The organism is Kribbella sp. NPDC049584 (genome assembly GCF_040675555.1).
Classification (GTDB): Bacteria; Actinomycetota; Actinomycetes; order Propionibacteriales; family Kribbellaceae; genus Kribbella.
Window position 1 is genome coordinate 298,968 of the sequence record NZ_JBFAPF010000007.1, and the last position, 23,881, is coordinate 322,848.

At 68.5% G+C, this 23,881-nt stretch carries 23 protein-coding genes; 11 read left to right on the forward strand and 12 right to left on the reverse strand.

From position 1 onward, the window contains the following. Positions 1 to 16 precede the first annotated feature (16 nt). The 3 genes from AB0J62_RS24850 to AB0J62_RS24860 all read left to right on the forward strand — a co-directional run bounded on the left by AB0J62_RS24850 (position 17) and on the right by AB0J62_RS24860 (position 2,088). Positions 17 to 364 (forward strand): YciI family protein, encoded by a 348-nt coding sequence (locus AB0J62_RS24850; RefSeq protein WP_363875573.1) that lies wholly within the window; start codon positions 17 to 19, stop codon positions 362 to 364. Further along, a complete protein-coding gene (locus AB0J62_RS24855) occupies positions 361 to 1,548 on the forward strand; it encodes a sigma-70 family RNA polymerase sigma factor (RefSeq protein WP_363875577.1) in 1,188 nt (395 codons plus the stop codon). The genes AB0J62_RS24850 and AB0J62_RS24855 overlap by 4 nt, the downstream gene beginning before the upstream one ends. Before the next feature lie 102 nt (positions 1,549 to 1,650). Next, positions 1,651 to 2,088, forward strand: coding sequence for an SRPBCC family protein (locus AB0J62_RS24860; protein WP_363875580.1), 438 nt, complete (start codon positions 1,651 to 1,653; stop codon positions 2,086 to 2,088). A gap of 17 nt (positions 2,089 to 2,105) precedes the next feature. Here the strand turns inward: AB0J62_RS24860 and lexA are convergent, their stop codons facing one another. Further along, entirely contained in the window at positions 2,106 to 2,759 is a 654-nt protein-coding gene (gene lexA, locus AB0J62_RS24865; protein ID WP_363875583.1) for a transcriptional repressor LexA, read from the reverse strand. Between the two features lie 69 nt (positions 2,760 to 2,828). Between lexA and AB0J62_RS24870 the strand changes: the two genes are divergently transcribed. After that, on the forward strand, positions 2,829 to 3,626 hold the full coding sequence (locus AB0J62_RS24870; protein ID WP_363875587.1) for a TIGR02569 family protein: 798 nt from the start codon (positions 2,829 to 2,831) through the stop codon (positions 3,624 to 3,626). On the opposite strand, the gene AB0J62_RS24875 is transcribed toward AB0J62_RS24870, so the two are convergent. Both AB0J62_RS24875 and AB0J62_RS24880 read right to left on the reverse strand, forming a co-directional pair. Continuing rightward, entirely contained in the window at positions 3,584 to 4,777 is a 1,194-nt protein-coding gene (locus AB0J62_RS24875) for a Cmx/CmrA family chloramphenicol efflux MFS transporter (RefSeq protein WP_363875590.1), read from the reverse strand. The two genes, AB0J62_RS24870 and AB0J62_RS24875, sit on opposite strands and share 43 nt — an antisense overlap. Before the next feature lie 46 nt (positions 4,778 to 4,823). Continuing rightward, the gene (locus AB0J62_RS24880) at positions 4,824 to 5,399 is read right to left on the reverse strand and encodes a TetR/AcrR family transcriptional regulator (protein WP_363875593.1); all 576 of its coding nucleotides are present in this window, start codon (positions 5,397 to 5,399) and stop codon (positions 4,824 to 4,826) included. A 172-nt stretch (positions 5,400 to 5,571) separates the two neighbouring features. On the opposite strand from AB0J62_RS24880, the gene AB0J62_RS24885 reads away from it, so the two are divergent. Beyond that, a complete protein-coding gene (locus AB0J62_RS24885) occupies positions 5,572 to 7,587 on the forward strand; it encodes a DUF1906 domain-containing protein (protein WP_363875596.1) in 2,016 nt (671 codons plus the stop codon). Here the strand turns inward: AB0J62_RS24885 and AB0J62_RS24890 are convergent. Further along, a complete protein-coding gene (locus AB0J62_RS24890) occupies positions 7,584 to 8,456 on the reverse strand; it encodes a LysR family transcriptional regulator (RefSeq protein WP_363875599.1) in 873 nt (290 codons plus the stop codon). The genes AB0J62_RS24885 and AB0J62_RS24890 overlap by 4 nt on opposite strands. Before the next feature lie 85 nt (positions 8,457 to 8,541). Between AB0J62_RS24890 and AB0J62_RS24895 the strand changes: the two genes are divergently transcribed. From AB0J62_RS24895 to ctaD, 3 genes are read left to right on the forward strand one after another with little or no spacing between them, the layout of a single operon-like run. Beyond that, entirely contained in the window at positions 8,542 to 9,348 is an 807-nt protein-coding gene (locus AB0J62_RS24895; protein WP_363875602.1) for an alpha/beta hydrolase, read from the forward strand. Positions 9,349 to 9,350: 2 nt separating this feature from the next. Continuing rightward, positions 9,351 to 10,151, forward strand: a complete 801-nt coding sequence (locus tag AB0J62_RS24900) for an LLM class flavin-dependent oxidoreductase (protein ID WP_363875605.1) — start codon at positions 9,351 to 9,353, stop codon at positions 10,149 to 10,151. A gap of 36 nt (positions 10,152 to 10,187) precedes the next feature. Next, on the forward strand, positions 10,188 to 11,951 hold the full coding sequence (ctaD, locus tag AB0J62_RS24905; RefSeq protein ID WP_363875608.1) for a cytochrome c oxidase subunit I: 1,764 nt from the start codon (positions 10,188 to 10,190) through the stop codon (positions 11,949 to 11,951). On the opposite strand, the gene AB0J62_RS24910 is transcribed toward ctaD, so the two are convergent. The 4 genes from AB0J62_RS24910 to AB0J62_RS24925 all read right to left on the reverse strand — a co-directional run bounded on the left by AB0J62_RS24910 (position 11,952) and on the right by AB0J62_RS24925 (position 15,758). Beyond that, positions 11,952 to 12,824, reverse strand: coding sequence for a helix-turn-helix transcriptional regulator (locus AB0J62_RS24910; RefSeq protein WP_363875611.1), 873 nt, complete (start codon positions 12,822 to 12,824; stop codon positions 11,952 to 11,954). Positions 12,825 to 12,868: 44 nt separating this feature from the next. Then, positions 12,869 to 13,450, reverse strand: a complete 582-nt coding sequence (locus AB0J62_RS24915; protein WP_363875614.1) for a class I SAM-dependent methyltransferase — start codon at positions 13,448 to 13,450, stop codon at positions 12,869 to 12,871. 84 nt (positions 13,451 to 13,534) lie between these two features. Next, positions 13,535 to 14,209: a class I SAM-dependent methyltransferase gene (locus AB0J62_RS24920; RefSeq protein ID WP_363875617.1), complete on the reverse strand. Its 675-nt coding sequence runs from the start codon at positions 14,207 to 14,209 to the stop codon at positions 13,535 to 13,537. Continuing rightward, positions 14,202 to 15,758: an ATP-dependent DNA ligase gene (locus AB0J62_RS24925; RefSeq protein ID WP_363875620.1), complete on the reverse strand. Its 1,557-nt coding sequence runs from the start codon at positions 15,756 to 15,758 to the stop codon at positions 14,202 to 14,204. The genes AB0J62_RS24920 and AB0J62_RS24925 overlap by 8 nt, the downstream gene beginning before the upstream one ends. A 105-nt stretch (positions 15,759 to 15,863) precedes the next feature. Here AB0J62_RS24925 and AB0J62_RS24930 point away from each other — a divergent pair, with 105 nt between their 5' ends. Further along, positions 15,864 to 16,784, forward strand: a complete 921-nt coding sequence (locus AB0J62_RS24930; protein WP_363875623.1) for a hypothetical protein — start codon at positions 15,864 to 15,866, stop codon at positions 16,782 to 16,784. Between the two features lie 3 nt (positions 16,785 to 16,787). Here the strand turns inward: AB0J62_RS24930 and AB0J62_RS24935 are convergent, their stop codons facing one another. After that, positions 16,788 to 17,750, reverse strand: a complete 963-nt coding sequence (locus AB0J62_RS24935; protein WP_363875626.1) for a Dyp-type peroxidase — start codon at positions 17,748 to 17,750, stop codon at positions 16,788 to 16,790. 56 nt (positions 17,751 to 17,806) lie between these two features. On the opposite strand from AB0J62_RS24935, the gene AB0J62_RS24940 reads away from it, so the two are divergent. Together AB0J62_RS24940 and AB0J62_RS24945 are read left to right on the forward strand one after the other, a co-directional pair. Next, positions 17,807 to 19,000: a CPBP family intramembrane glutamic endopeptidase gene (locus AB0J62_RS24940; protein ID WP_363875630.1), complete on the forward strand. Its 1,194-nt coding sequence runs from the start codon at positions 17,807 to 17,809 to the stop codon at positions 18,998 to 19,000. Between the two features lie 57 nt (positions 19,001 to 19,057). After that, positions 19,058 to 19,762 carry an HAD family hydrolase gene (locus AB0J62_RS24945; RefSeq protein WP_363875633.1) on the forward strand — a complete coding sequence of 235 codons (705 nt, stop codon included), beginning with the start codon at positions 19,058 to 19,060 and terminating at the stop codon, positions 19,760 to 19,762. An 82-nt stretch (positions 19,763 to 19,844) separates the two neighbouring features. Here the strand turns inward: AB0J62_RS24945 and AB0J62_RS24950 are convergent, their stop codons facing one another. The 3 genes from AB0J62_RS24950 to AB0J62_RS24960 form a co-directional block, all read right to left on the reverse strand. Then, positions 19,845 to 20,804, reverse strand: a complete 960-nt coding sequence (locus AB0J62_RS24950) for a sigma-70 family RNA polymerase sigma factor (RefSeq protein ID WP_363875636.1) — start codon at positions 20,802 to 20,804, stop codon at positions 19,845 to 19,847. 247 nt (positions 20,805 to 21,051) lie between these two features. Beyond that, positions 21,052 to 23,133 (reverse strand): S9 family peptidase, encoded by a 2,082-nt coding sequence (locus tag AB0J62_RS24955; protein ID WP_363875639.1) that lies wholly within the window; start codon positions 23,131 to 23,133, stop codon positions 21,052 to 21,054. 32 nt (positions 23,134 to 23,165) lie between these two features. Continuing rightward, the gene (locus AB0J62_RS24960) at positions 23,166 to 23,873 is read right to left on the reverse strand and encodes a hypothetical protein (RefSeq protein ID WP_363875642.1); all 708 of its coding nucleotides are present in this window, start codon (positions 23,871 to 23,873) and stop codon (positions 23,166 to 23,168) included. Positions 23,874 to 23,881: the final 8 nt, after the last annotated feature.

The window sequence follows — 23,881 nt, forward strand, 5'->3', positions numbered from 1 at the left end:
GACCGGAGGTGTACGGGTGAAGTACGTGCTGATGTTCATCGAGACCGAGGAGTACGCCAAGGAGTTCGAGGCGAAGGGGCCGGCCGAGCGGGAGGAGGCGTACCGGCGGGTGTACCAGTGGTTCGACGACCACCGGGACAAGATCACCGACCGCGGGAACAAGCTGCAGGGTCCGGAGACGGCGACCACGGTCCGGCTGGACGGTGGCGTGGCGATGACCACCGACGGTCCGTTCATCGAGGGCAAGGAGGTCGTGTCCGGGTTCACCGAGATCGACGTCGCGGACCTGGACGAGGCGCTGCGGATGGTCAGGTCCTGGCCCGCCTGCCCGGTGATCGAGATCCGTCCGGTGGCAGAGATGTGAGTACCGAGGACGAACTGGCTCGGGTGGTGCGTGACCACGCGGGCCGGTTGGCCGGCGCACTGGTGTCGCTGCTGGGTGACTTCTCGGCGGCCGAGGATCTGGTCCAGGACGCGGTCGAGATCGCGCTGAGGCGCTGGCCGGTCGAGGGCATTCCGGATCGGCCGGACGCCTGGCTGTTCACGGTCGCCAAGCGGCGCGGTCTCGACGTACTGCGTCGTCGGCAGAACTATCGCGCCAAGCTGGCAGAGCTGCAGCGACAGGACGACCAGCCGGCGCCGGACGACCGGCTGCGGCTGATCTTCACCTGTTGCCACCCGGCCCTCGCCCGCGAGGCACAGGTCGCGCTGACCCTGCGAGTCGTCTGCGGCCTGACGACCGCACAGATCGCGGCCGCCCTGCTCGCCTCCGAGTCCGCGATCGCGCAACGCATCACGAGGGCTAAGCGCAAGATCACCGACGCGGGGATCCCGTACCGGATCCCGCGCGACGACGAGCTGCCCGAGCGCCTCACCGAAGTACTGACCGTCATCTACCTGCTCTTCAACGAGGGCTACCTCTCCAGTACGGCGGAACGTGCCCACTCGCGCGACCTGGTCGACGACGCCGAATGGCTGACCGCACTGCTGCACGGCCTCCTGCCCAACGAGCCCGAGGTCGCCGGCCTCCTCGCCTTGATCCGCCTCCACCGAGCCCGTACGGCTGCCCGTTTCACGCCCGCCGGCGAACTCGTCCTACTCGAAGACCAGGACCGCACTCTGTGGGATCAAACCGCGATCGCCGAAGCGACAGCCCTCCTCACCAGGACCGCCCACCGCCACCACGCGCCCGGCCCGTACCAGCTCCAAGCCGCCATCGCGGCCTGCCACAGCGAAGCGCCGACCTGGGCCGAGACCGACTGGCGGCAGATCCTCGTCCTGTACGACATGCTCCTCACGCTCCAGCCGAGTCCCGTGACCTGCCTGCACCGCTCGGTCGCGCTCTCGTTCGTCGACGGACCGGCGGTCGCGCTGGCCGAGCTCGATCGGCTCGCCCTCGACACCTATCCCTTGTTCCACGCGACCCGCGCGCAGTTCCTCCGCGATCTCGGTCGCGATGCCGAGGCACACGTCGCCGACGAGCGCGCGGCCGAGCTGACTGCCAATCCGGCGCAACTCGACCTGTTACGCGAGCGCCTGGCCCGCTGAGCATTCTCGGTGCAAAGGTGTCGAAGGTGCCGAAGGTGTCGAATCCGGGTCCGCGCCGATCGTCAACAGATAGAAGGCATCCGATTGAAGGAGACTGGAGCAATGGGATCGATCGTCACGAAGGTCGAGGTCGAGCGGAAACCGGACGAGGTGTTCGCCTATGTCACGGACCCGAACCATTTCACCGAGTGGCAGGCGAACGTCACCGGCGGGCACCTCGAAGGCGGTGAACCGGTCGTCGGCGCCAAGTGCCTGACCCGCCGCAAGATCGGCGGCCGCGAGCGGGACGTGACGTCGCGGCTGACCGAGTTCGACCCGCCGCGGGCGTGGGCGGTGCACGGCGACGAGGGACCGATCCGCTCCACGGTCAAGGTGACCGTCGAGCCGATCGCCGGCCGCGACGCCAGCACCGTGACGATCGACCTCGACTTCGAGGGTCACGGCATCGGCAAGCTGCTGGTGCCGCTGATGGTGGTCCCGCAGTCGCGCAAGGAGATGGTGCGCAACATGGCCCGCTTGAAGACCAACCTCGAGAGCTAATCGCTGGTCAGACGGGGTCAGACGCTGCGGAGGACCGACACGACGACGCCGAGGATCGAGGCGTTGTCGCCGTCGATGACCTCGTACGCCGGGTTGCGCGGCTCGAGGTACACATGGCCGTTGCGGCGACGGTAGACCTTCACCGTCGCCTCCTCGTCGATCATCGCGGCGACGATCTGGCCGGAGTGTGCCTCGGACTGCTGACGGACCACGACGATGTCACCGTCGCAGATCGCGGCGTCGATCATCGACTCGCCGCGGACGCGCAGCCCGAACACGGTGCCGCGTCCGGTCAGCCCGCGGGGGAGTTGCATGACATCGTCGACGTGCTCGATCGCGGAGATCGGCGTACCGGCCGCGATGTCACCGACGACCGGCACCGGCACGTTGTCGTCACTCGTGGCCTGCGTGGTCGACTCCTGCAGGAACATCCGGACGTCGATCGGCCGCGAAACCGACGGACTCCGGCGCAGGAACCCCTTCTCTTCCAGGCTCGCCAGGTGCTTCGACACCGACGACGAGGAGCGCAGCCCGACCGCGTCACCGATCTGCCGGCTGCTCGGCGGGTACCCGTGCCGCGTCACCCAGTCGCGGATCACCACCAGGATCCGCTGCTGCCGCTCCGGAAGGGCGGCGGTGTCGAGGTCGCCGAACAGGTCGAGATCAGTCACCGCAGAACCCTATATCTCGCGGTGCTAAAACCTGGTGAGCCCGCGCGCTGTTGATGGCAGGGTGCGCACATGGTTGGTCCTTCTGAGGATGTGCTGGATGCGTTCGGTCTGTCGGAGCCCGCGGTGTTGCTGCCGGGCGGGCAGGGCGAGACGTGGCGGTCCGGTGCTGTCGTCCTGAAGCGCGCGGTTTCGGAAAGCGTGTGGCGGGCCGAGGTATTGGCGACGCTGCCTGACTCCGAGGCATTCCGAGTGCCCCGGCCCGTGCGGAGCCTTCGCGGCGAGTGGGTCGAGTTCGGGTGGGAGGCCTGCGAACTGCTCGCCGGGGCGACCGACGTCCGGCGGCAGGACGAGGTACTGACGGCAGCCGAGGCTTTTCACGCCGCCGTTGCCGGGTTGTCGCGGCCCGATTTCCTTGATGGGCGCAACGATCCGTGGTCCGACGGCGATCGGATCGCGTGGCGCGAGCAGTCGTACGACGGCAGTCCGGCGTACGCCGACCTCACCGGGCCTCTCGTGGACGCCTGGCGACCGGTCGAGCTCGTGGACCAGGTCGTGCACGGAGACCTGCCGGGGAACGTGATGTTCGCCGACGGGCTGCCGCCGGCGATCATCGACTGGCCGGTGTACTGGCGACCACCGTCGTGGGCGTCGGCGGTCGCCGTTGCCGACGCGCTGTGCTGGTACGGCGCCGAATCCGGGCTCGCCGCTCGCTGGGCGCACCTGCCGGAATGGGGGCAGATGCTGATCCGCGCGTTGATCTACCGGATGGCGACCGACGACCTGGCCGGAGGAGCGGTCACCTGGACCGAGGCCCGCCGTTCGGGTTATGCGCCGGTGATCGAGCTCGCGCTCTCGTACGCCGGCTGATCCCGGCGCGACCGCTCGGCGGCCCGGATCGCGACCGGAATGGTGCCGAAGGCAAGTACTCCGAGTCCGGCGCCGATCCAGCCGACCGAGGAATACCCGGCGCCCGCGTCCAGCGCGAGTCCGCCCAGCCAGGGACCGACCGTGATCCCGACGTTGAACGCGGAGATGTTGAACGCCGCGGCCAGCGTCGGCGCGGATCCGGCGACGCTGAAGACCCGCGAGTTCACCGCCGGGTTGGTCGCGAACCCGAACGTCCCGACCGCGATGATCGCAGGTACGGCGAGCCACGGCGTACCGGTCGCGAGCGCCAGCACGATCGCCGCGACGATCACTCCGGTCAAGCTCAGAGCGAGCGTGCTGAACGGGCGCCGGTCCGCCGTGCGTCCGCTGACGGTGATGCCGATCAGCGCGCCGACGCCGTACAGCGCCAGGATCGCCGGCACCCACCCGGCCGAGAGCCCGGCGGTGTCGGTGAGCAAGGGAGCGAGGTAGCTGAAGATCACCAGGATCGCGCCGGTCGACAACGCGGTGGTGCCGTACGCGAGCCACAGCTGCGGATTCGTCATACTGCGCACTTCCTGCCGCAGTTGCGGTGTCCGCTCCGCCCGGCCGCGCGGGATCGTGGCGACGATGCCGATGATCGCGAGCGCCGACACTGCGGCGACCGCCCAGAAGGCGGACCTCCAGCCGAGGTGCTGGCCGAGCAGCGTGCCCGCGGGGAGACCGACGATCGTGGCGACGGTCAGTCCGCCGGCCAGGATGCTCATCGCCTTGGCCCGGGCCTCCGGTCCCGCGAGCTCGATCGCGGTCACGGAGGCGACCGCCCAGAACCCGGCGTACACGAACGCTCCGGCGACGCGGGTCGCGAGGAGTACGCCGTACGACGAGGTCAGCGCGCCGGCGACGTGGGTGAGCGCGAAGATCACCAGGAACGCGAGCATCGCCGCGCGGCGGGACCAGCGCAGGGTGGTGACGGCCAGGATCGGCGCGCCGACGAGCATGCCGACGGCGAACGCGGAGATCAGCAGGCCGGCGGCCGGGATCGACACGTCCAGGTCGGTGGCGATCTCGGGGAGCAGACCGGCGAGCATCAGCTCGGACGTGCCCTGGGCGAAGATCGCCAGGCCGAGCAGATAGACAGCGCGAGGCATGAGGTCCTCTCGTGGTGTTCAGTGCAAAGGTGGGCAGGGGTGAAGCTCAGAAGCTGCGCAGTGTCGCCTCGACGACTGCCTGCTGGCTCGCGCGGTCCGCGCCGCGCCGAGCGGCGACGCGGAGGCCGCCGAGAACGGTGAAGACGTACGTCGCGAGCCCGGTCGCGTCCTGCTCCGGGTCGACCTCACCGCCGGCCTGCGCCGCGCGGATCGCGTCGGCCAGAGCGGTCAGCTTGGTCTCGTGGTCCCGGTCCAGCAGGTCGATGATCTCGGCGTCCTTCGGGCCGAGCTCCACGATCGTGTTGATCACGAAGCAACCGGTCGGATCGTCGGGCTCCGGCTCGACCGCGGCCCACAGGATCCGCCGGACCCGTTCACGGATCGGTAGCGCGGCGTCCTCGATCACCTCGAGCTGAGGCGCGGTGAACTGGTCGACGTACCGACGCAGGGCGCGGTCGAACAGATCGCGCTTGCTGCTGAACGTGTTGTAGATGCTGCTGCGGCCGAGGCCGGTCGCCTCACACAGGTCCTGGGTCGAGGTCGCTTCGTAGCCGGCCGTCCAGAACACCCGCATCGCGGCGTCGATGGCGCGATCCTCGTCGAACGTCCTCGGTCTCGGCACGCCGCCAGCCTAGCACGTTATGGACTGATCGATCCAAAATGGGCCCCGAACAGGTGAACCACCTGCGCCGATAGCATCCGGGCATCGAGGCGAGTGCCGGATGCTCTTCGACAAGAGCGCAGGTGCTCGCTTTCACTTGGGGGCTCTGATCGTCGATCATCTGGGGAGCACTGTGAGGTTGTTCAGACCTGGGGGGCTGGCAGTCGCCCTCGCACTGGTCGCGGGTGTCACCGCGACCACTTCAGCTGTCGCGGAGGGGACCAAGACCGTCTCGTACCGCGGCTACCAAGTCAGCGTCCCGGCCGACTGGCCGGTGGTCGACCTGACCGCCGACCCGACGGCCTGCGTCCGGCTCGACCAGCCGGCGGTATACCTGGGCCGCAGTACGTCGCAGGCCAAGTGCCCGGCGCACCTCGTCGGCCGCAGCTCCGGCCTGATCCTGGAGCCGCTCACCACGAACACGCCGTCCAGCGACGGACTGCTGTGGCGCGCGGTCACCGACGCCGGCGTTCTCGCGACCGCGTACTACGCGCCGGGGGCGGAGCGTGCGGCGAGCGACGTACTCGCCACCGGCCGGGTGGTGACGAAGACGCCGTCCGCCCGGGTCGCGGCACCGGCCGCCGTCACTCCGTCGGTGGTGGCTACGGGCAACTTCGCGGGGAACGGCTTCGACACCTGCGCGGCGCCGGCGCAGTCCTCGATGGACGCGTGGCGCTCGACGTACCAAGGGGTCGGCATCTACATCAGCGGCGGGCTGCGCGCATGTGCGCAGCCGAACCTGACCGCCGACTGGGTTGCCGCGAACGCGAGCAAGGGCTGGCAGTTCCTCCTGATCGACGTCGGTCTGCAGGCGCCGTGCACGACGTACAACAGCCGGATGTCGTCGGTTGCGTCGACCGCACTGACCCAGGGCCGCAACGCCGCGATCAACGCGGTCGCCGCCGCGCAGGCGCTCGGGTTCGCGCAGCGGAGCGCGATCTACAGCGACATCGAGGCATACACGTCGACGGCGGCGTGCAAGGCGGCCGTGCTGTCGTACCTGAGCGGCTGGACGCAGGAGCTGAACTCGCGCGGGTATGTCGGCGGCGCGTACGTCGGTGCCGCGTCGGGTGGCGCTGACCTGAACAGTGCCTACACGAGCACGGCGTACACCCGTCCGGACAACATCTGGTTCGCGCACTGGGGATCGCCCGTTGGGACCAGCCGCTTCGTCAATGCGGCGTACTGGAACAACCACCAGCGTGTGCACCAGTTCGCCGGCGATGTGAGCGAGACCAACGGCGGCGTCACGATGTCGATCGACAAGGACTACCTGAACCTGACCGCTCCGCCGCCGCCTGTCAGCAGCTTCACCGTCGCCGGTGGTGTCGCGGCCGCGACGTTGCGGTGGACCAAGCCGGCCAACGTGACACTGGGTCAGATCATGGTCCGCAGCGCGGTCGGCTCGACTCCGCCGCCGCTGCCGACGTCCGGTACGGCGGTGTACAACGGCACAGCCAGCCTGTTCACGCAGACCGGGCTGTCGAACTCGGCCAGCTACGCCTACCGGGTCTGGGTGAAGGACAGCAAGGGCAAGATCGGTCCTGGCGTCGACGTGCAGCTCGTCGGGTCGAAGGCGACAATCGGCGCCAGTGCGGCGTCGATCATGTACACGCAGGCGGTGACGCTGTCGACGGCCGTCAGCCGGCTGGACGGCGTGAAGCTGGCCGGCGTACCGGCGGTGCTGTACGCGAAGGCGAAGAACGCGAGCAAGTGGTCGACGGTCGGATCGTTCACCACCGACGCCAACGGGATCGCGTCGACGTCGCAGAAGCCGGCCGTGTCGACGTACTACATGTGGGGCTACAACGGCGGCGGAGCGGTGCTCGGGACGCGGAGTACGGCGCCGCTCGTCCAGGTGCATCCGGCGCTGTCGGCGTACCTGACGCCGGGCGCGATCAAGCTGGGCGCGTCGACCTTGCTCTACGGGTACCTGAACCCGGCGCATGCCGGGACGACGGCCTACCTGCAGCGTCGTTCGGGTACGACGTGGGTGGCGGTGACGACCGGAAAGCTGACCACGAACGGGAAGTACGCGTTCAGCATCAAGCCGACCGCACGCGGCACCTACACGTACCGCGTGGTGTGGCTGGCGGACGCTGACCACCAGGGGACGCAGACCGCCTCGAAGGTGCTGACCGTCAGTTAATCGGTGAGGCCGGCCGCCGCACTTCGCGCGAGCTCGATCGCGTGGGCCGCAAGCGGTGAGTGCGTGCGGCCGGCCTGCCACAGCAAGAAGATCTCCCGGGCCGGGAGTTCGGGCGTCAGCTCGTGCAACCTGAGGCTCGGGTCGTCACGCAGTACGGCGAGGCGCGGCGCGAGCGCTGCGCCCAGGCCGGCGCGGACCATCGCGAGCAGTGCCTCGTTGCCCTCGGTGCGGAACACGAACTGCGGGCGGATGGTCCGGGCGCGTAAGAAGTCCTCGACCACCGCCTGGTGGCAGATCGCCGGATGAGCGACGAGTGGCAAGCCGTCGAGCGTCTCCAGCGGGACCGGCCCGTCCGGGAAGTCGCCGGGTCTTGCGACCAGGACGTACGGGTCGTCCAGGAGTTTGAGGTCCTCGACCGTGTCGTCGGTCCGTCCGTCGAAGAACATCAGGTCGAGCCCGGTGAGATCGGGATCGTCGGTCTCTTCCTCGAACAACCGGATGTCGCAGCCCGGATGCGCGTCCCGCAACCCGCGAATCACCTGCGGCAGCAGCGTGTTCGAGACGGTCTGGAACGTGCCGATGTCGATCCGGCTGTCGCCCGCCCGGAACCGCTCGATCCCGTCGCTCAGTTCGTCGGCGCGACGCAGCAGTTCGCGCGCGTGCTGCAGCAGGACGGCGCCGAGCGGCGTGATCCGCACCGGCTTCGGCCCACCCGGCCGGTCGAACAGCGGGCCGCGTGCGATCTTCTCGAGTACCGCGATCTGCTGGCTGACGCTCGACTGGGTGTACCCGAGCCGGCTCGCGGCGCGGCCGAACGATCCCTCGTCGGCGACGGCAACCAGCGTGGCCAGATGACGCAACTCGTACATGACAGCACTCTATCGCCATTGGCGATTGCTTTGATCAGAATCAATCGCTTTTCACGATCGCCAGCCGCCTCCTACGGTCGTGTCTATGGAGAACTTCTACGAGGTCAACGGCATCGAACTCTGCGCGGAGACGTACGGCGATCCGGCCGATCCCGCCGTCCTGCTGATCCACGGCGCCACCGCCTCCATGCTGTGGTGGGACAGCCGTTTGTGCTCCGCTCTCGCCGCGCGAGGGCGGTTCGTGATCCGGTACGACCAGCGCGACACCGGCCGGTCGACGTCGTTCCCGGTCGGGGATCCGGGCTATGCGATGAGCGACCTGGCCGCCGACGCCGTCGGTCTCCTCGATGCCCTCGGCATCGACCAGGCGCAGGTGGTCGCGCAGTCGATGTCCGGCGGTACGGCGCTGATCCTCGGCGTCGACCACCCGGCCCGCGTCGCCTCCCTGACCTTCGTCTCGACGAGCACCGGCGATGAGGGCCTCCCGGGGCCATCACCCGGCATGCCACGACTGGGCACGCCGGACTTCAACGATCCCGCCGCGATCGAGGAGTACGTCGTACGGTCGATCGAGGCTGAAGCCGCCGGGCATTTCGACGAGACGTCCACCCGCACCCTGGTTCGGCAGGACATGGCGCGGGCCAAGAACTACGAGGCCTCACTGACGAACCACTTCGCGACGACCTTCGACGGCCCGCGCAACGGAGACTTCGGCGACCTGACAATGCCGGTTCTCGTGATGCATGGGGACGCTGACCCGTTGCTCCCGTTGCCGCACGGTGAGGCGGTACGTGACGCCGTACCCGGCGCTCGGCTCGTGGTGCTGCCCGGCATGGGACACCGGCTGTCGGCGCCGTACTGGGACTCGTTCATAGATGAGTTGGGGGAGTGAGGATGAAGTTCGCTGTCTGGCTGCCGTTGTTCGACGAGTTGTCCGATCCCCGCGAGGTCGCGCACCTCGCCGCGGCCGCTGAAGAGGCCGGGTGGGACGGGTTCTTCCTCTGGGACCAGTTGTGGTGGCGGGAACCGGTCCGGCTGGTGTCGGATCCGTGGATCGCGATGAGCGCGATGGCCATGACGACCGAACGGCTGCGGATCGGCCCGATGGTCTCGCCGATCGCGCGCCGCCGTCCGACCAAGTTGCTGCGCGAGACCACGACCTTGGATCGGCTGTCGGGTGGCCGGCTGACGCTCGGCGTCGGGCTGGGCAGCGATCGCTTCGCGCAGGAGTACTCGAAGACCGGTGAGGAGGTGAACGACCGGGTGCGGGCGGAGAAGCTGGACGAGACGCTCGACATCCTGACCGCGGGCTGGACGGGTGAGCCGGTTGCGTACCGCGGGAAGCACTACCTGGTCGACGACGTGCAGTTCCTGCCACGCCCGGTCACTGGCCGAGTGCCGGTGTGGATCGCCGGGTTCCCCGGCAACGCCAAGCCGATCCGGCGAGCGGCCCGGTACGACGGGTTCTTCCCGGTCAACCTCACCTCGCCGGAGCAGGTCGCCGAGCCGGCCGCCGTACTCCGGGAATTGCGCGGCAATCTGGACAATTTCGACATCGCCGTGGCGCTGGAGCCGGACGTCGATCCGCGTCCGTACGCCGACGCCGGTGCCACCTGGTGCCTGCTGGACGTCGACCCGGCGGCGCTTCGGCTGGACGACGTACGCACGGTGATCGCGGCCGGACCTCCGCGCTAGGGGGTGTTCCTCTCCGGTGCATAGGTGTCTAATCGAATGGTGGCCAGCGTCAGCGGACAGGCTGGGATCACCGAGCGCACCGGAGCGACAGCTGTCGGACTACGACGGCGGCCCATCGGGCAGGTGATCGGGAAAGTCCTGTCGACCACCGATCACAAGGTGATCGGCCACTTGTACCTGATCACCTCGTTCATCTTCTTCCTGATCGCCGGCGTGATGGCGCTGATCATGCGCGCCGAGCTCGCCGAGCCGGGCCTGCAGATCGTGAACGAGGAGACGTACAACCAGCTGTTCACGATGCACGGCACGATCATGCTGCTGCTGTTCGCGACCCCGCTGTTCGTCGGCTTCGCCAATGTGATCATGCCGGTCCAGATCGGTGCTCCGGACGTGGCGTTCCCACGGCTGAACATGTTCAGCTACTGGTTGTTCCTGTTCGGTGGGCTGATCACGATGGGCTCGTTCCTCACTCCGGGCGGGGCGGCCGACTTCGGCTGGACGGCGTACTCGCCGTTGTCGAACGCGGTCCGGTCGCCGGGCGTCGGTGGCGACCTGTGGATCATGGGCCTGTGGATGGCCGGTCTGGGCACCATCCTCGGTGGCGTCAACTTCATCACCACGATCGTCACGCTGCGAGCGCCGGGCATGACGATGTTCCGGATGCCGATCTTCTGCTGGAACATCCTGGTCACGTCGATCCTCGTGCTGATCGCGTTCCCGATTCTCGCGGCGGCGCTGCTGGTGCTCGAGGCGGACAGAGCCTTGGGAGCCCATGTGTTCGACGCCGCGAACGGCGGCGCGATCCTCTGGCAGCACCTGTTCTGGTTCTTCGGGCATCCCGAGGTCTACATCATTGCCCTGCCGTTCTTCGGCATCATCACCGAGATCCTGCCGGTCTTCAGCCGCAAGCCGGTCTTCGGCTACATCGGTCTGGTCGCGGCGACCATGGGCATCGGCGCACTGTCGATCGCGGTGTGGGCACACCACATGTTCGTCACCGGCGCGGTGAACCTGCCGTTCTTCTCGTTCATGACGTTCTTGATCGCGGTGCCGACCGGGGTGAAGTTCTTCAACTGGATCGGCACGATGTGGGGCGGTTCGCTGTCGTTCGATACGCCGATGCTCTGGGCGATCGGCTTCCTGACGACGTTCCTGTTCGGCGGGCTGACCGGGGTCATCCTGGCCTCGCCGGCCTTGGACTACCAGATCTCCGACACGTACTTCGTCGTGGCGCACTTCCACTACGTGGTGTTCGGCACGGTGGTGTTCGCGATGTTCGCCGGGTTCTACTACTGGTGGCCGAAGATGACAGGCCGGATGCTCGACGAGCGCTGGGGGAAGTTGCATTTCTGGCTGCTGTTCATCGGCTTCCACACGACGTTCCTGGTGCAGCACTGGCTGGGTGTCGAGGGCATGCCGCGTCGGTATGCCGACTACAAGGCGTCCGAGGGCTTCACAACCCTGCATCAGGTGTCGACCGTCGGTGCCTTCATCCTCGGGATCTCGATGTTGCCGTTCTTCTGGAACGTCTACAAGTCGCGGCGGCATCCGCTCGTCGGGGTGGACGATCCGTGGGGCTGGGGCCGGTCGCTGGAGTGGGCGACGAGTTGCCCGCCGCCGCGGCACAACTTCGACACGCTGCCACGGATCCGGTCGGACTCGCCGGCCTTCGACCTGCACCACCCCGACATCGCGCTGTCCGAGTACGTCGACAACCAGGCCGGTGACGGCGGCTTGCTCGACGCCGGGGAGGACACGGGCCGGGTCAGCCACCTCGAGTCGACCGACACCGAGGACTAGTCAGCTCGCCAGCCGCGCGATCAAGCGGGTGAGCTCGCGGTCGGTCTGCTGTGGTGACGGGCTGCTCGAGGCCAGTAGGTCCAGCGCCTGTGTGTAGGCCTCGACGTCCTCGCGCTTGTCGAGGTACAGCGCGCTGGTCAGGTGCTCCAGGTAGACGATGTCGGGCAGATCGCGCTGCGGGAACCGCAGCAGCGAGAACGCCCCGCCGGTCGCCGCGTGACCGCTGCTCGCGAGCGGGATGATCTGGAGCGTCACATTCGGCCGGGTGATCGCCTCGCGGAGTGCGCCAAGCTGATTGCGCAGCACGTCGGGGCCGCCGATCGGGCGATGCAGCACCGACTCCTCGATGACCGCCCACAGTTTCAGCGGCGGCTCGCGGTCCAGCACCCGTTGGCGGCGCGTGCGCAGCGCGACGATCCGCTCGATCTCGCCTTCGGTCGGCACTCCGGACGGTGTCAGCCGGGCCACGGCACGCGCGTACTCCGCGGTCTGTAGGAGTCCCGGGACGAATTGGATCTCGTAGGTCCGGATCAGCTCGGCGGTCGCTTCGAGGCCGAGATACGCATCGAACCAGTCCGGCGTGACGTCGCCGTACCGATGCCACCAGCCCGGGTCGTTGGCCTCGCGGGCGAGCTCCAGCAGCCGGTCCCGCTCGCGCGCCTCGTGCACGCCGTACAGCGTGAGGAGGTCGGCGACGTCACGTTCCTTGAAGCCGACCCGGCCGAGCTCGAGCCGGCTGATCTTCGACTCCGACGACCGGATCGCCCAGCCGGCGTCCGTGCGGGAGACGCCGGCACGCTCGCGCAGCTCCCGCAGATGACCGCCGAGCATCATCCGCAAAGCCGTCGGCCCCACCACGCCTCGCCCCGCCATAGAGCGAGTCTACATCATTTTCGAACAGATGTTCCCATGCGATCTCATCGCACCCGGGTGCCCACCAGCAGCGAATTCCGCAGATCCGGAAGCACCACTTCGGTAGCCACCAGCCGTGAATCGGCAAAGAAGAACTCCCGCTTCGGGTCGTTCTCCCGGTACGGCGAGTCCGCGGGCAACGCCTCGACCGGCGTCACGTCGTCGAACACAAGCCGCCCGCCGATCCGCAGCAACTCCACCACCCGATCGGACGGACCGCCGTCAACGAAGACCAGGTCGAACGGCGCCTGTAGCGCCAGTTCGTCGAACGCATCGCCCTGGATGACCTCGACGCGGTCCTGATCGGCGAACACCCGCTGTGCCGCCGCCGCGCGGTTCGGATCCAGCTCGACCGTCACCAGCTGGCAGTCCGCGGGCATGGCCGACGCCATCCACGCCGCCCCGACGCCGACGCCCGTACCCATCTCGCCGATCCGCCCGCCGAGACACCCCGCCGCAAGGACGGCCAGGAACCGTCCGACGCCGGGCAGACAGGCCGAGGGTCCGGTTCCCTCTCGCGCCAGCGGCATGCCGACCTCTGCCGCTGCGGCGTTGGCCCGCTCGACCAGCGGTGGTACGTCGACCATCAGGCCCCCAGGAGTCGGTCCACGCGCATCGCAGGCGTGTGCGTTTACCCGAGCACCGTAGTACCTCCGGGTTTGTTGTGCTTGTCAGTCGCGGAGGTACTCGGCTCGCCAGCGGAGGATGGTGGGGTCGCTCGGGCTAGCGGCCTGGTCGAGCTGGATGAGGTGGAGGTCGGGAGCGGTGAAGGATCGGATGGCCGCGCGAGTCAGGGGCCAGGGTGGGCCCTGGATCTCGTCGTCGGGTTGGTCGTCGGGGCGGGCGGCGGCGATGACCAGCAGGGTCCCGCCTGGGGCTACCAGCTCGGTGACCTGCTTGATTGCCTTGGGCTGCACGGGGATCGGGAGCGCCTGGACCGTGTAGATCTCGACGACAAGATCGAAGGCGCGATGCCAGTCGGCCGGCGGAGCCAGCAGGTCGGCGACGATGTAGTGCGCCTTGGAGTCCGGGTGGTTGCGGTGGGCCATCTCGATCGCGGTGGGGGAGATGTCGAACGCGGTCGTGTCGTATCCGCGGTCCGCGATCAGCTCGGCGTCCCAGCCGGTGCCCGCGCCGACCACGAGTGCTGTCTTGCCCGTGCCGTCGGGCTGCGACTCGTCGACCCACTCGATCAGCTGCTGATGCGCCGTACCGCGGTCCCACGGGACGATGGCAGATCCCTCGGCCGCCGCCGCGTACAGCGGCTCGAACCAGCCGGTCGGGTCGTCGCGCTCGATCGACTCGCGAGCGATCCGCCGGGAGGCGACATCAGGTTCCTCACTCATCAGCTGGGCCTTCTTCCCCAAGATCTGGACCGACGTGGATCGCACGCACGGTCTGCACCGTATCAACGTCCGCCGGCCGCTTGTCCTCGCGATAACGAACCACCCGGGCGAACCGCAACGCCATCCCGGCCGGGTAGCGAGGCGACGTCTGCACCCCGTCGAACGCGATCTCCACCACCACCTCCGGACGCAGGTAGACAGCCCAGTCGTCCCGCCGTACTGCGAGCTCCTGGAAGCGCTCGGTCTGCCACCGAAGGAGCTCGTCCGTCAGCCCCTTGAACGTCTTCCCGAGCATGACGAACTCGCCCGTCTCCTCGTCGCGCGCCCCGAGATGCAGGTTCGACAGCCAGCCCGTCCGCCGACCATGACCCCACTCCGCCGCGAGCACGAGCAGATCCAGCGTGTGCGTCTGCTTGACCTTCACCCAGCCGGACCCGCGCCGTCCCGCTTCGTACGGCACGGTCAGCGACTTCACCATCACGCCCTCATGCCCGCGCCGGACCGCATCGGCGAAGAACGCCTGCCCGGCCTCGGCGTCATCGGTGACGAGCCGCGGCACCCGTCGCTCTTCCGGGATCAGCTTCGCCAGCCACTCCTGCCGTGCAGCGCCGTCGAGCCCGAGCAGGTCCTGCCCGTCCTGATGCAGGATGTCGAAGAAGTACGGCGTGAGCGGCACGGTCTCCGGGCCCGTCGCCGCGCGCGTCGCCGTCCGCGACCCGGTCACCTGGAACGGCTCCGGCCGCCCGTCCGGTCGCAGCGCGATCAGCTCACCATCAAGCACGACCTGCTGCGCATCCAGGGCGAGCACCGCTGTGACCACCTCGGGCACCCGCGTGGTGATGTCGTCGAGCGTCCGCGTGTACACGACCACGTCGTCGCCGTTCCGATGCACCTGGATCCGGATCCCGTCGAGCTTCCACTCGAGCGCTGCCGGCGTGCCCGTCTTCGTCAGCGCCTCCGCGACCGTCGTCGCGGACTGCGCCAGCATCGGCTGCACCCCACGCCCGACCTCGAGCCCGAACTGGGCGAGCCCGGCCTCGCCCTCGGTCAGTACGGCGACGGCGACCGGAGCAGCCGCTCCGCGCAACATCGCCGCGGCCCGGATCTTGTCCAACGGAATCCCGGTGGCCCGAGCGACCGCGTCCGCCATCACGCCGTCGAGCGCACCCTGCCGCAACTCGCCGCCGACGAGCTGGCGCAGGAACGTCTGCTCATCCGCCGTCGCCCGCGCGAACAACCCGTCCACGGCCTCCCGCCGCCGGGCCTGCACGCCGGTGCCTGACATCTGAGCCAGCTCCGCGAACGCCGCGTCGACCTCCTCGACCGTCAGGGACGGCTCCGCGGCCGGCTCCGGCGCGTCCATCAACGTCCGCCAGCCGACCCCGGTCCGTCGTTGCCGTAGCTCGCCGGACAGGTACGTCACGACGATCTCGATCTCGGCCGGTTCGGTGGCCTTGGACAACAATCCGGCGATGAACTCCGCCTTCTTCAGCCGCGACCGGGTCCCGGCCAGCGCGGCCGACGTCGTGACCACCTCGGAGAGCAACATGCATCCAGTCTGGCCTATGGCACCGACAGGTTGGCTTTCACAACTTTCGAGGTGACACCCGCATCGAGGGAAGTGTGAAAACTCGGCACTGAAGGGGGAATCGATATGCGACGCATGATCGCGGCGGCGGCAGGCCTGCTCTTGGCCGGCTCCGCCCTCACAACTATCAGTCCGGCCCAAGCAGCCCAGACAGCACCCAGCGCCACTGCGTGCTACGTCCAGGCCGGCTCGGTGACCGCGGGGACGAACCTCGTGGACAAGTACGTCCGGGCGACCTCGCCGATCTCGGTGAATCCGGTCGACACGATGGCGAAACAGCCGTTCGCCGGCACTGTCACCCTGAGCAGCGAATGGGTCTGGGACGACGACTTCGACGACGACACGGATCTGACCGGCGCCGTCGTCACCGGAGGCGTCCTGTACGACGGCGGCCTGCTCACCCAGAAGGGGACCGGCGGGCAGGTCGTCAGCAACCAGATGAACCGCATCGGCGGTGGCTGGAACGACTTCCGCACTCTGACCAAGTCGTGGTCGGCTGACGGCGGAAGCAGCTACCGGGCGTACGCGCTGCGGAACGACGGCGTGCTCTACCGGTGGTTCGTCAGCGAGGTCAACGGCAAGCCGGCCTGGCGCGCGGCGGGTTCGTACGCCGGGTTCGCGTCGGTCAAGGCGGTCGCGCTGATCAGCAGGACGGCGACGTACGACACGCTGCTGGCGACGACTCGTGGCGGCGCCCTGTACACGATCCGCATTCCGTTGACCTCGCCGATGAAGCCGGTCGTCAAGGCGTTGCGGACCAGCACCTGGCAGGGGTTCGAGTCACTCCTGACGACTCGTTGCGGTCAGTACGGCACGCTGCTCCTCGGCATCGACAAGGACACCGGTTCGGCGTACCTGTACGCCGTTGGGCACGCCAACGGAACCGCGACCGTCATCAACAGCCTCGGCAAGGTGCCCGGGACGTTCAACGACCCGGTGAACTACAGCTGGGCGAGCTTCGTCGACCCGCCGCTGAACGGCGAGTGAGCCTCAGGGCGCCGGCGGCAGATCGTCGAGGAAGTCCGACGTCGGGGTGAAGAACAGGCCACCCGTGACCGCTGTCGAGAAATCGAGCAGCCGGTCATGGGTGCCCTCGGGTACGCCGATGAACATCCGCCGCAGCATCAGCTCCGTCACCGCCGGGCTCTTCGCGTACCCGATGAAGTACGTGCCGAACTCCTGCGTGCCGATCGTGCCGAACGGCATGTTGTCGCGCAGGATCTGCTGCTCGTTGCCGTCCTCGTCCTCGATCACGTTCAGCACGATGTGGGCGTTGGCCGCCTTCTTCGCGTCGGGGAACTCGATGTCGTCGAGCTTGGTCCGGCCGACCGCCGCCTCCTGCTGCTCGACCGTCAGCGCGTTCCACGTCTTCAGGTTGTGCAGGTACTTCTGCACGATCACGTAGCTGCCGCCCCGGAAGTCAGGATCCTCGTCGCCGACGAGTACGGCGGCCTCCGCGTCCGCGCCGGTCGGGTTCTCGGTCCCGTCGACGAAGCCGAGCAGGTCGCGCATCTCGAAGTACTTGAAGCCGTGTACTTCGTCGACCACCGTGGCGGCGCCGTCGAGGACATTCATGATCTGCTGGGCCAGCTCGAAGCACTGGTCCTGGTGGGATGCCCGGATGTGGAAGAGCAGGTCGCCGGGCGTGGCTGGAGCGTGGTGGATCGCGCCTTTGACCTCGATGAACGGGTGCAGCTCGGCAGGCCGCGGACCACTGAACAGGCGGTCCCAGACGTCCGAGCCGATGCTGACGACACACGAGAGGTTGCCGTCGGGTACGCGGAAGCCGACCGAGCGCACCAGACCGCTCAGTCGCTCCAGGAGGTCGCGGGTCCGGTCCTCTCCGCCTTCCTCGACCTGGACGACCAGGAAGATGGCCGAGCCGCTGAGCGGCATCAGTACCGACTGCGGCAGCGCATCCGTCGACCTGGATGTTTCCGGATCAGTAACCACCGTGTTCTTCCCTCCATGTGCCCTGGGTGCTTGGCCCGATCTTCTAGAGTCCAGTCATGGACCCGCAACAGCCCGGGCCGCCACCGCAACACCAACCGCAACCGGGCCCATACTCCCAGCCGGGGCAGTACCCGCCGCCCCCGCCCCACCCCGGCCCGTACCCAGAGCAGTGGGGAGCGCCGCCGCCGCACCAGCAGCAGTGGGGCGCCCCGGCGCCATACCCGACGCCGTACCCAGCGCCGAACCCAGCGCCGTACCCGGTCCAATATGCCTACCGCGAGCCCCGCGTCATCCCCGCCCCGCCGGGTACGCCGTTCCACCGGCTCGCCCGTACTCCGAAACACGCGTGGTGGCGCCCGATCGTCGGGACGCTGCTGCTGGGCGCCTTCGTCTTGTTCCTGACGACAGGTGTCGTCGTCGCCTGGACCATCGTGCACCGCCTGGTCGCCGGACCGGTCCCGACGCCGACCGGGACGGATATCTTCCCGAGCGACACCGAGAACCTCGCCGTCACGCTGGTCATGCTCGGCATCCTCACCCCGTGCGTCGGCCTGGCCGCGTGGGTCGTGCAACGCAGGCCGTTCTGGAGCGTCGCCTCGGTCCTGAACAAGATCCGCTGGCGCTGGCTGCTGCTGTGCTGCGTGCCGGCCCTCGGCTACCTCGCCCTGTCGTACGCGATGGGGCTGCTGGTCGACGCGATCTTCCCGCCCGATGACGCGATCGGCAACGACGGAGGATCGTGGATCGGTTTCGGCGCGTTCCTCGTACCGGCGCTGGTGATCCTGTTCCTGGTGCCGTTCCAGTCGGCCGCCGAGGAGTTCATGTTCCGCGGCTGGCTGATCCAGGCGGTCGGCGCCTACGGCCCGGACAGCCCCGACGGCCCCGGCGGCAGAGCCCGCTGGGTGCGGACGATCTTCCGGTCGCCGTGGCCGGGCATCGTGATCGGCGGTGCGGCGTTCGTCTCGGCGCACGGGTACACCGGCTGGGCGATGGCCGACGTGTTCCTGTTCGCGATCACCGTCGGCTGGCTGACGGTCCGGACCGGGGGACTGGAGGCCGGCATCGCCCTGCACGCGCTGAACAACGTGCTCGCGTTTATGTTGCCTGCGGCAACTGGTCAGCTGTCCGGCTGGGACGAGCAGGGCGGCGCGCCGTGGACGTTGCTGGCCTCGGACATCCCGAGCCTGGCGTTCTACGCGTTCGCGATCACCTGGCTGGCCAAGCGTCAGCAGGTCGCCACAGTCAGCTGATCGGGTGAGCTGAAAAGCAGGCGAGAACTGTCGGCCTGCTCTGGCAGGCTGTGCCGCGTGACGAACGTGAAGATCGAAGCCGTCCTGTTCGACTGGGGCGGCACACTGGCAACCTGGCACGACATCGACCTGCACGAGACTTGGCGGGCGGTCGCCGCGGTGCTCGACGAGGCGCAGGCCGACGAGCTGGCGGCCCGGCTCGTGGCAGCCGAAGGGTCGATCTGGCGGCGCTCCCGCGACGAGCATCTCAGCAGCACGCTGGAGGAAGTGTGCACGCTGGCCGAGGTCGTGATGAGCCCGGCGGCCCAGGCGGAGTACGACCGGCAGTGGGACCCGCACACCGAGTTGGATCCGGACGCGATCGACACGCTGCGGGAGCTCCGCGCCCGTGGGCTGAAGGTCGGCGTGCTGTCGAACACGATCTGGCCCCGGCAGCGGCACGAGGAGATCTTCGTGCGGGACGGCGTCCACGAGCTGCTCGACGGTGCGGTCTACACCAGCGAGATCGCGCACACGAAGCCGCACCCGGAGGCGTTCCTGGCCGCGATGCGGGCGGTCGGAGTGTCGGAGCCGTCACACTGCCTGTTCGTCGGCGACCGGCTGTTCGACGACGTCTGGGGCGCGCAGAACGTCGGCATGCGGGCCGTGCACCTGCCGCACAGCGCGATCCCGGTCGAGCAGATCGGCCACACCGAAGGCACGCCGGACGCCACCATCCAGCGGCTCTCGGAGCTCCCCGCGCTGATCGACAGCTGGAACTGACCGCGGAAAAACACCTGCGGAGACCGAAGGACCCCCGAGCCGGATCGCGGCTCGGGGGTCCTGAGGGGTTTCGGAGTGGGTGTTACGCGGCCAGCGTCGGGTCTGCCATCAGGCGGAGGCGGCCCAGCGCCTCGCGCTCGATCTGGCGGACTCGCTCCGCCGAGATGCCGTGCACCGCGCCGATGTCGGCCAGCTTGGCCTGGCGGCCGTCGTGCAGGCCGTAGCGGCGGCGGATGACGTCCGCGGACCGCGGGTCGAGCTGGTCGACCAGGCTGAACAGGCCCGAACGGTCGGACGCGTCCGCGACCAGCTGGTCCGGACCCGGCGCGGTCTCGGCCGCGATCAGGTCACCCAGCGAGGTCTCGCCCTCGTCGTCGACCGGGCTGTTCAGGCTGATGTGGTCCCGGCCGATGCGGATCAGTTCGGTGACCCGCTCCTCTTCCAGGCCCAGCTCTGCCGCGATCTCTTCGATCTCCGGCTCGCGCCCGAGCTTGCGCTCCAGCGTGCGCCGCGCCGACCCGATCTGGTTCAGCTGCTCCACCACGTGCACCGGCAGCCGGACCACTCGGGCCTGCTGCGCGATACCGCGGGTGATGGCCTGCCGCACCCACCAGGTCGCGTACGTCGAGAACTTGAAACCCTTGCGGTAGTCGAACTTCTCCACCGCGCGGATCAGCCCCGTGTTGCCCTCCTGGACGAGGTCCAGCAGCGGCATCTGGGACCGCCCGTAGCGGCGGGCGATCGACACCACGAGCCGGAGGTTCGCGGTCACGAACCGCTGCTGCGCGCGCCGGCCCGCTTCGGCCAGCCACTCCAGCTCCTCCTCTGTCGCATATTTGGGCGCTCCGCCCTTCTTACGTCCAACCCGCCCCTCGGCCAGCAGTTGCTCCGCCAGGAGTCCTGCTTCGACCGTCTCAGCGAGCTCGACCTCTTCCTCAGCCGTCAGCAAAGGCGTACGTGCGATCTCTTCGAGGTAGAGACCTACACTGTCCTTGCCGTCGATACCGTCGTCCGTTGACCGGACACGAGCCATGCGAGCCACCGAAACTCCCTTCGTCGTTACATGGAGAGCAACGCTCGAGTAGGGTTCAAGATTCCGGTACCAGTGTGTAAACACCCTGAAGGTTCCCTGAGAGTTCCCGGCAGCGATTCCGCCGTGGAAACCGGTGTCCCGCAGCTTTGCTGAGGTATTGGGCCCGACACTCCGCGCCGAACCTGAGAATCCGTCCAGAAATCCGTCCCTGGATGTGTTGCACAACACACGCCCAGGGACAGATATTCCCTCCGGTTCAGCTCAGGCCGAGCGTGTCCAGCTCCCAGGCCAGCGAGAACGCGACCTCGCGCCAGGCGTCGTACCGCCCGCTGCGGCCGCCGTGGCCGGCTTCCATTTCGGTCTTCAGCAGTACGTCGGCGTCGCCGGTCGCGGTCGCGCGGAGTTTCGCCACCCACTTCGCGGGCTCGACGAAGAACACCCGGGTGTCGTTCAGGCTGGTGATCGCCAGGATGCGCGGATAGTGCTGCGCGGCAACGTTTTCGTACGGCGAGTAGGACTTCATGTACTCGTAGACGGCTTTGTCCTCGAGCGGATTACCCCATTCCTCCCACTCGATCACGGTGAGCGGCAATGACGGGTCGAGGATCGTGGTCAACGCGTCCACGAACGGGACCTCCGCGACGATTCCGCCGAACGCCTCCGGGGCCAGGTTCGCAACGGCGCCCATCAGCAGTCCGCCGGCGCTGCCGCCCTGGGCGACGATCCGTTCCGGCCTGGTCCAGCCGGCCTGCACGAGGTGTTCCGCGGCCGCGATGAAGTCGGTGAACGTGTTCCGCTTCGTGAGCATCTTGCCGTCGTCGTACCAGTGCCGACCGAGCTCGCCGCCGCCGCGCACGTGTGCGATCGCGAACACCACGCCGCGGTCGAGCAGCGACAGCCGCGGGATCGAGAACCATGGGTCCATCGACGACTCGTACGAGCCGTAGCCGTACAGCACGACCGGAGCGTTCCCGTCCTTCGCCACGTCCTTGCGCGCGACCATCGAGATCGGCACCTTCGTCCCGTCCGGCGCCGTCGCCCACTCGCGGTACTGCGTGTACGCGGTCAGGTCCACGCCGCCGAGAACGGGCTGCTGCTTCAGCAAGCGGCGCTCGCCCGTCGCGACGTCCACGTCGTACGTCGAACCGGGCGTGACGAGCGACGTGTACCCGAAGCGATAGCGGGTGTCGTGCCACTCGTCGTTGCGGCCGGGGGAGACCGTGTAGATCGGTTCGTCGAACTCCAGCGCCTCGGGCACGCCGAAGGAGCCGTCGGTGCGGCGCATGATCGCGAGCTCGGTGAGCGCGTTGCGGCGCCGGTAGAGGATCACGTGGTCGGCGAACGCGTCGGTGCCGAGCAGGCGGCTGGTCTCGTCGCCCTCGATCAGCGTCGTCCAGTCGCCGGGGGAGTCCAGCGGGGCGGACGCGAGTGAGAAGTTGGCGGCGTCCGCGTTGTGCGTGATCAGGAGTTGGTCGCCGGCGTGCTCGACGTCGTACTCGACGCCCTCGCGCCGCGGCGCCACGACCACTGCCTCGCCAGTCGGGTCGTTGGCATTGAGCAGCCAGACCTCGCTGGTGAGCTTGCTGCCGAGCGCGATCATGATCGCCTGCTCGTTGCGGGTCAGGTCGACGCCGACCCAGAACCGCTCGTCCGGCTCCTCCATCACCAGGACGTCGTCCGTCGTACCCAGGGTGTGCCGCCAGACCTGGTACGGGCGCCAGGCGTCGTCGACCTTGGTGTAGAAGATCGTCGAACCGTCCGCGGACCAGGCTGAGCCGTAGTGCACCTCGGGCAGCTCGTCGGGCAGCAGCTCGCCGGTGGTCAGATCCTTGATCCGCAGGGTGAACCGCTCGTCGCCCTTGAGGTCGACGGAGTACGCGAGCAGACGGCCGTCGGGGGACACGTCGACGGTGCCGAGCGAGAAGAACTCGGAGTCGCCGGCCACCTCGTTCCCGTCCAGCATCACCTCTTCGCCGGCGATCTCGCCGTCGGTCGCGGGCGGCTGGTCGCCGTCCACCTTGACCCGGCAGTGCAGCGAGTACTGCCGGCCCTCGATCGTGCGCGTGTAGTACCAGTACCCGCCGCGTCGCGCCGGGACGCTCAGGTCGGTCTGCAGGGTCCGGTCCGAGATCTCCCGAAAGATTGCCTCACGCAACGATTCCAGATGCGCCGTGCGCGCCTCGGTGTACGCGTTCTCGGCACGCAGGTACCCCAGCACCTCGTCGTCGGTCTTGTCCCGCAACCATTCGTACTCGTCGACGAACACATCGCCGTGATGCACCCGCTCAACCGGCTTGCGGGCAGCAACCGGCGGCGTAACAGAAGAAGTCTCGGACATGCCGCGAGACTACCCGCGCCACCGCACGACGGCTAAGCGCGGACCGAGGCACTCACCGCGGTCAACGCAGCCGTCACCGCGCGCCGCGACTCATCGGTGTGATCGAGTACGTCGAACCCGTGCCGGCCGTTCGGTACTTCGATCACCTCGAGCCTCGCCCCGGCAGCCCGCGCCGCGTCGATGAACGGCGGCTGCGTCGGCGCTACGTCGTCCAGCTCGTGCCCCACTACGGTCATCACCACCGGCAGCCCGCGAGCGCCTTTGACCGCCTCGACCGGATGGACGCCGCGAACTGTGACCAGCTCGGAGTCGCCCAGCACCGGGTACGTCAGCGCGACACAGCGGAGCCACTCCGGCGGGCTCTGCAAGAACGGAGCTGCGAGCGGGCCGCTTCCGGAGAAGAACCACAGCGCCACGCGGCCGCCGTCTACCCGCGGGTGCGGCCGGACTGCCGCGATCGCCTTCGCCAGCGCCGCGTTGGAGCGGTCGTCGTCCGGCCGTCCGTCGGGGCTGTGGTCGACGACAACGGCGACGCAGCCGTGGTCGGCGAGTTGACTGGCGTAGCCCTGATAGATGTTCCACGCGCTAGGCAGCGGTCGTCCCTCGGCGGAGTACGGCACGCCGTGGATCAGCAGGACCGCGGGCGCCGGCTCCGTACCGCTCGGGAGATAGAGCTCGAGGCTCTCGTGCGTCGTGCGGGTGACGTCTGGGGTGGACAGGACGAACGCGGGATCAGCCATGGCGCCAC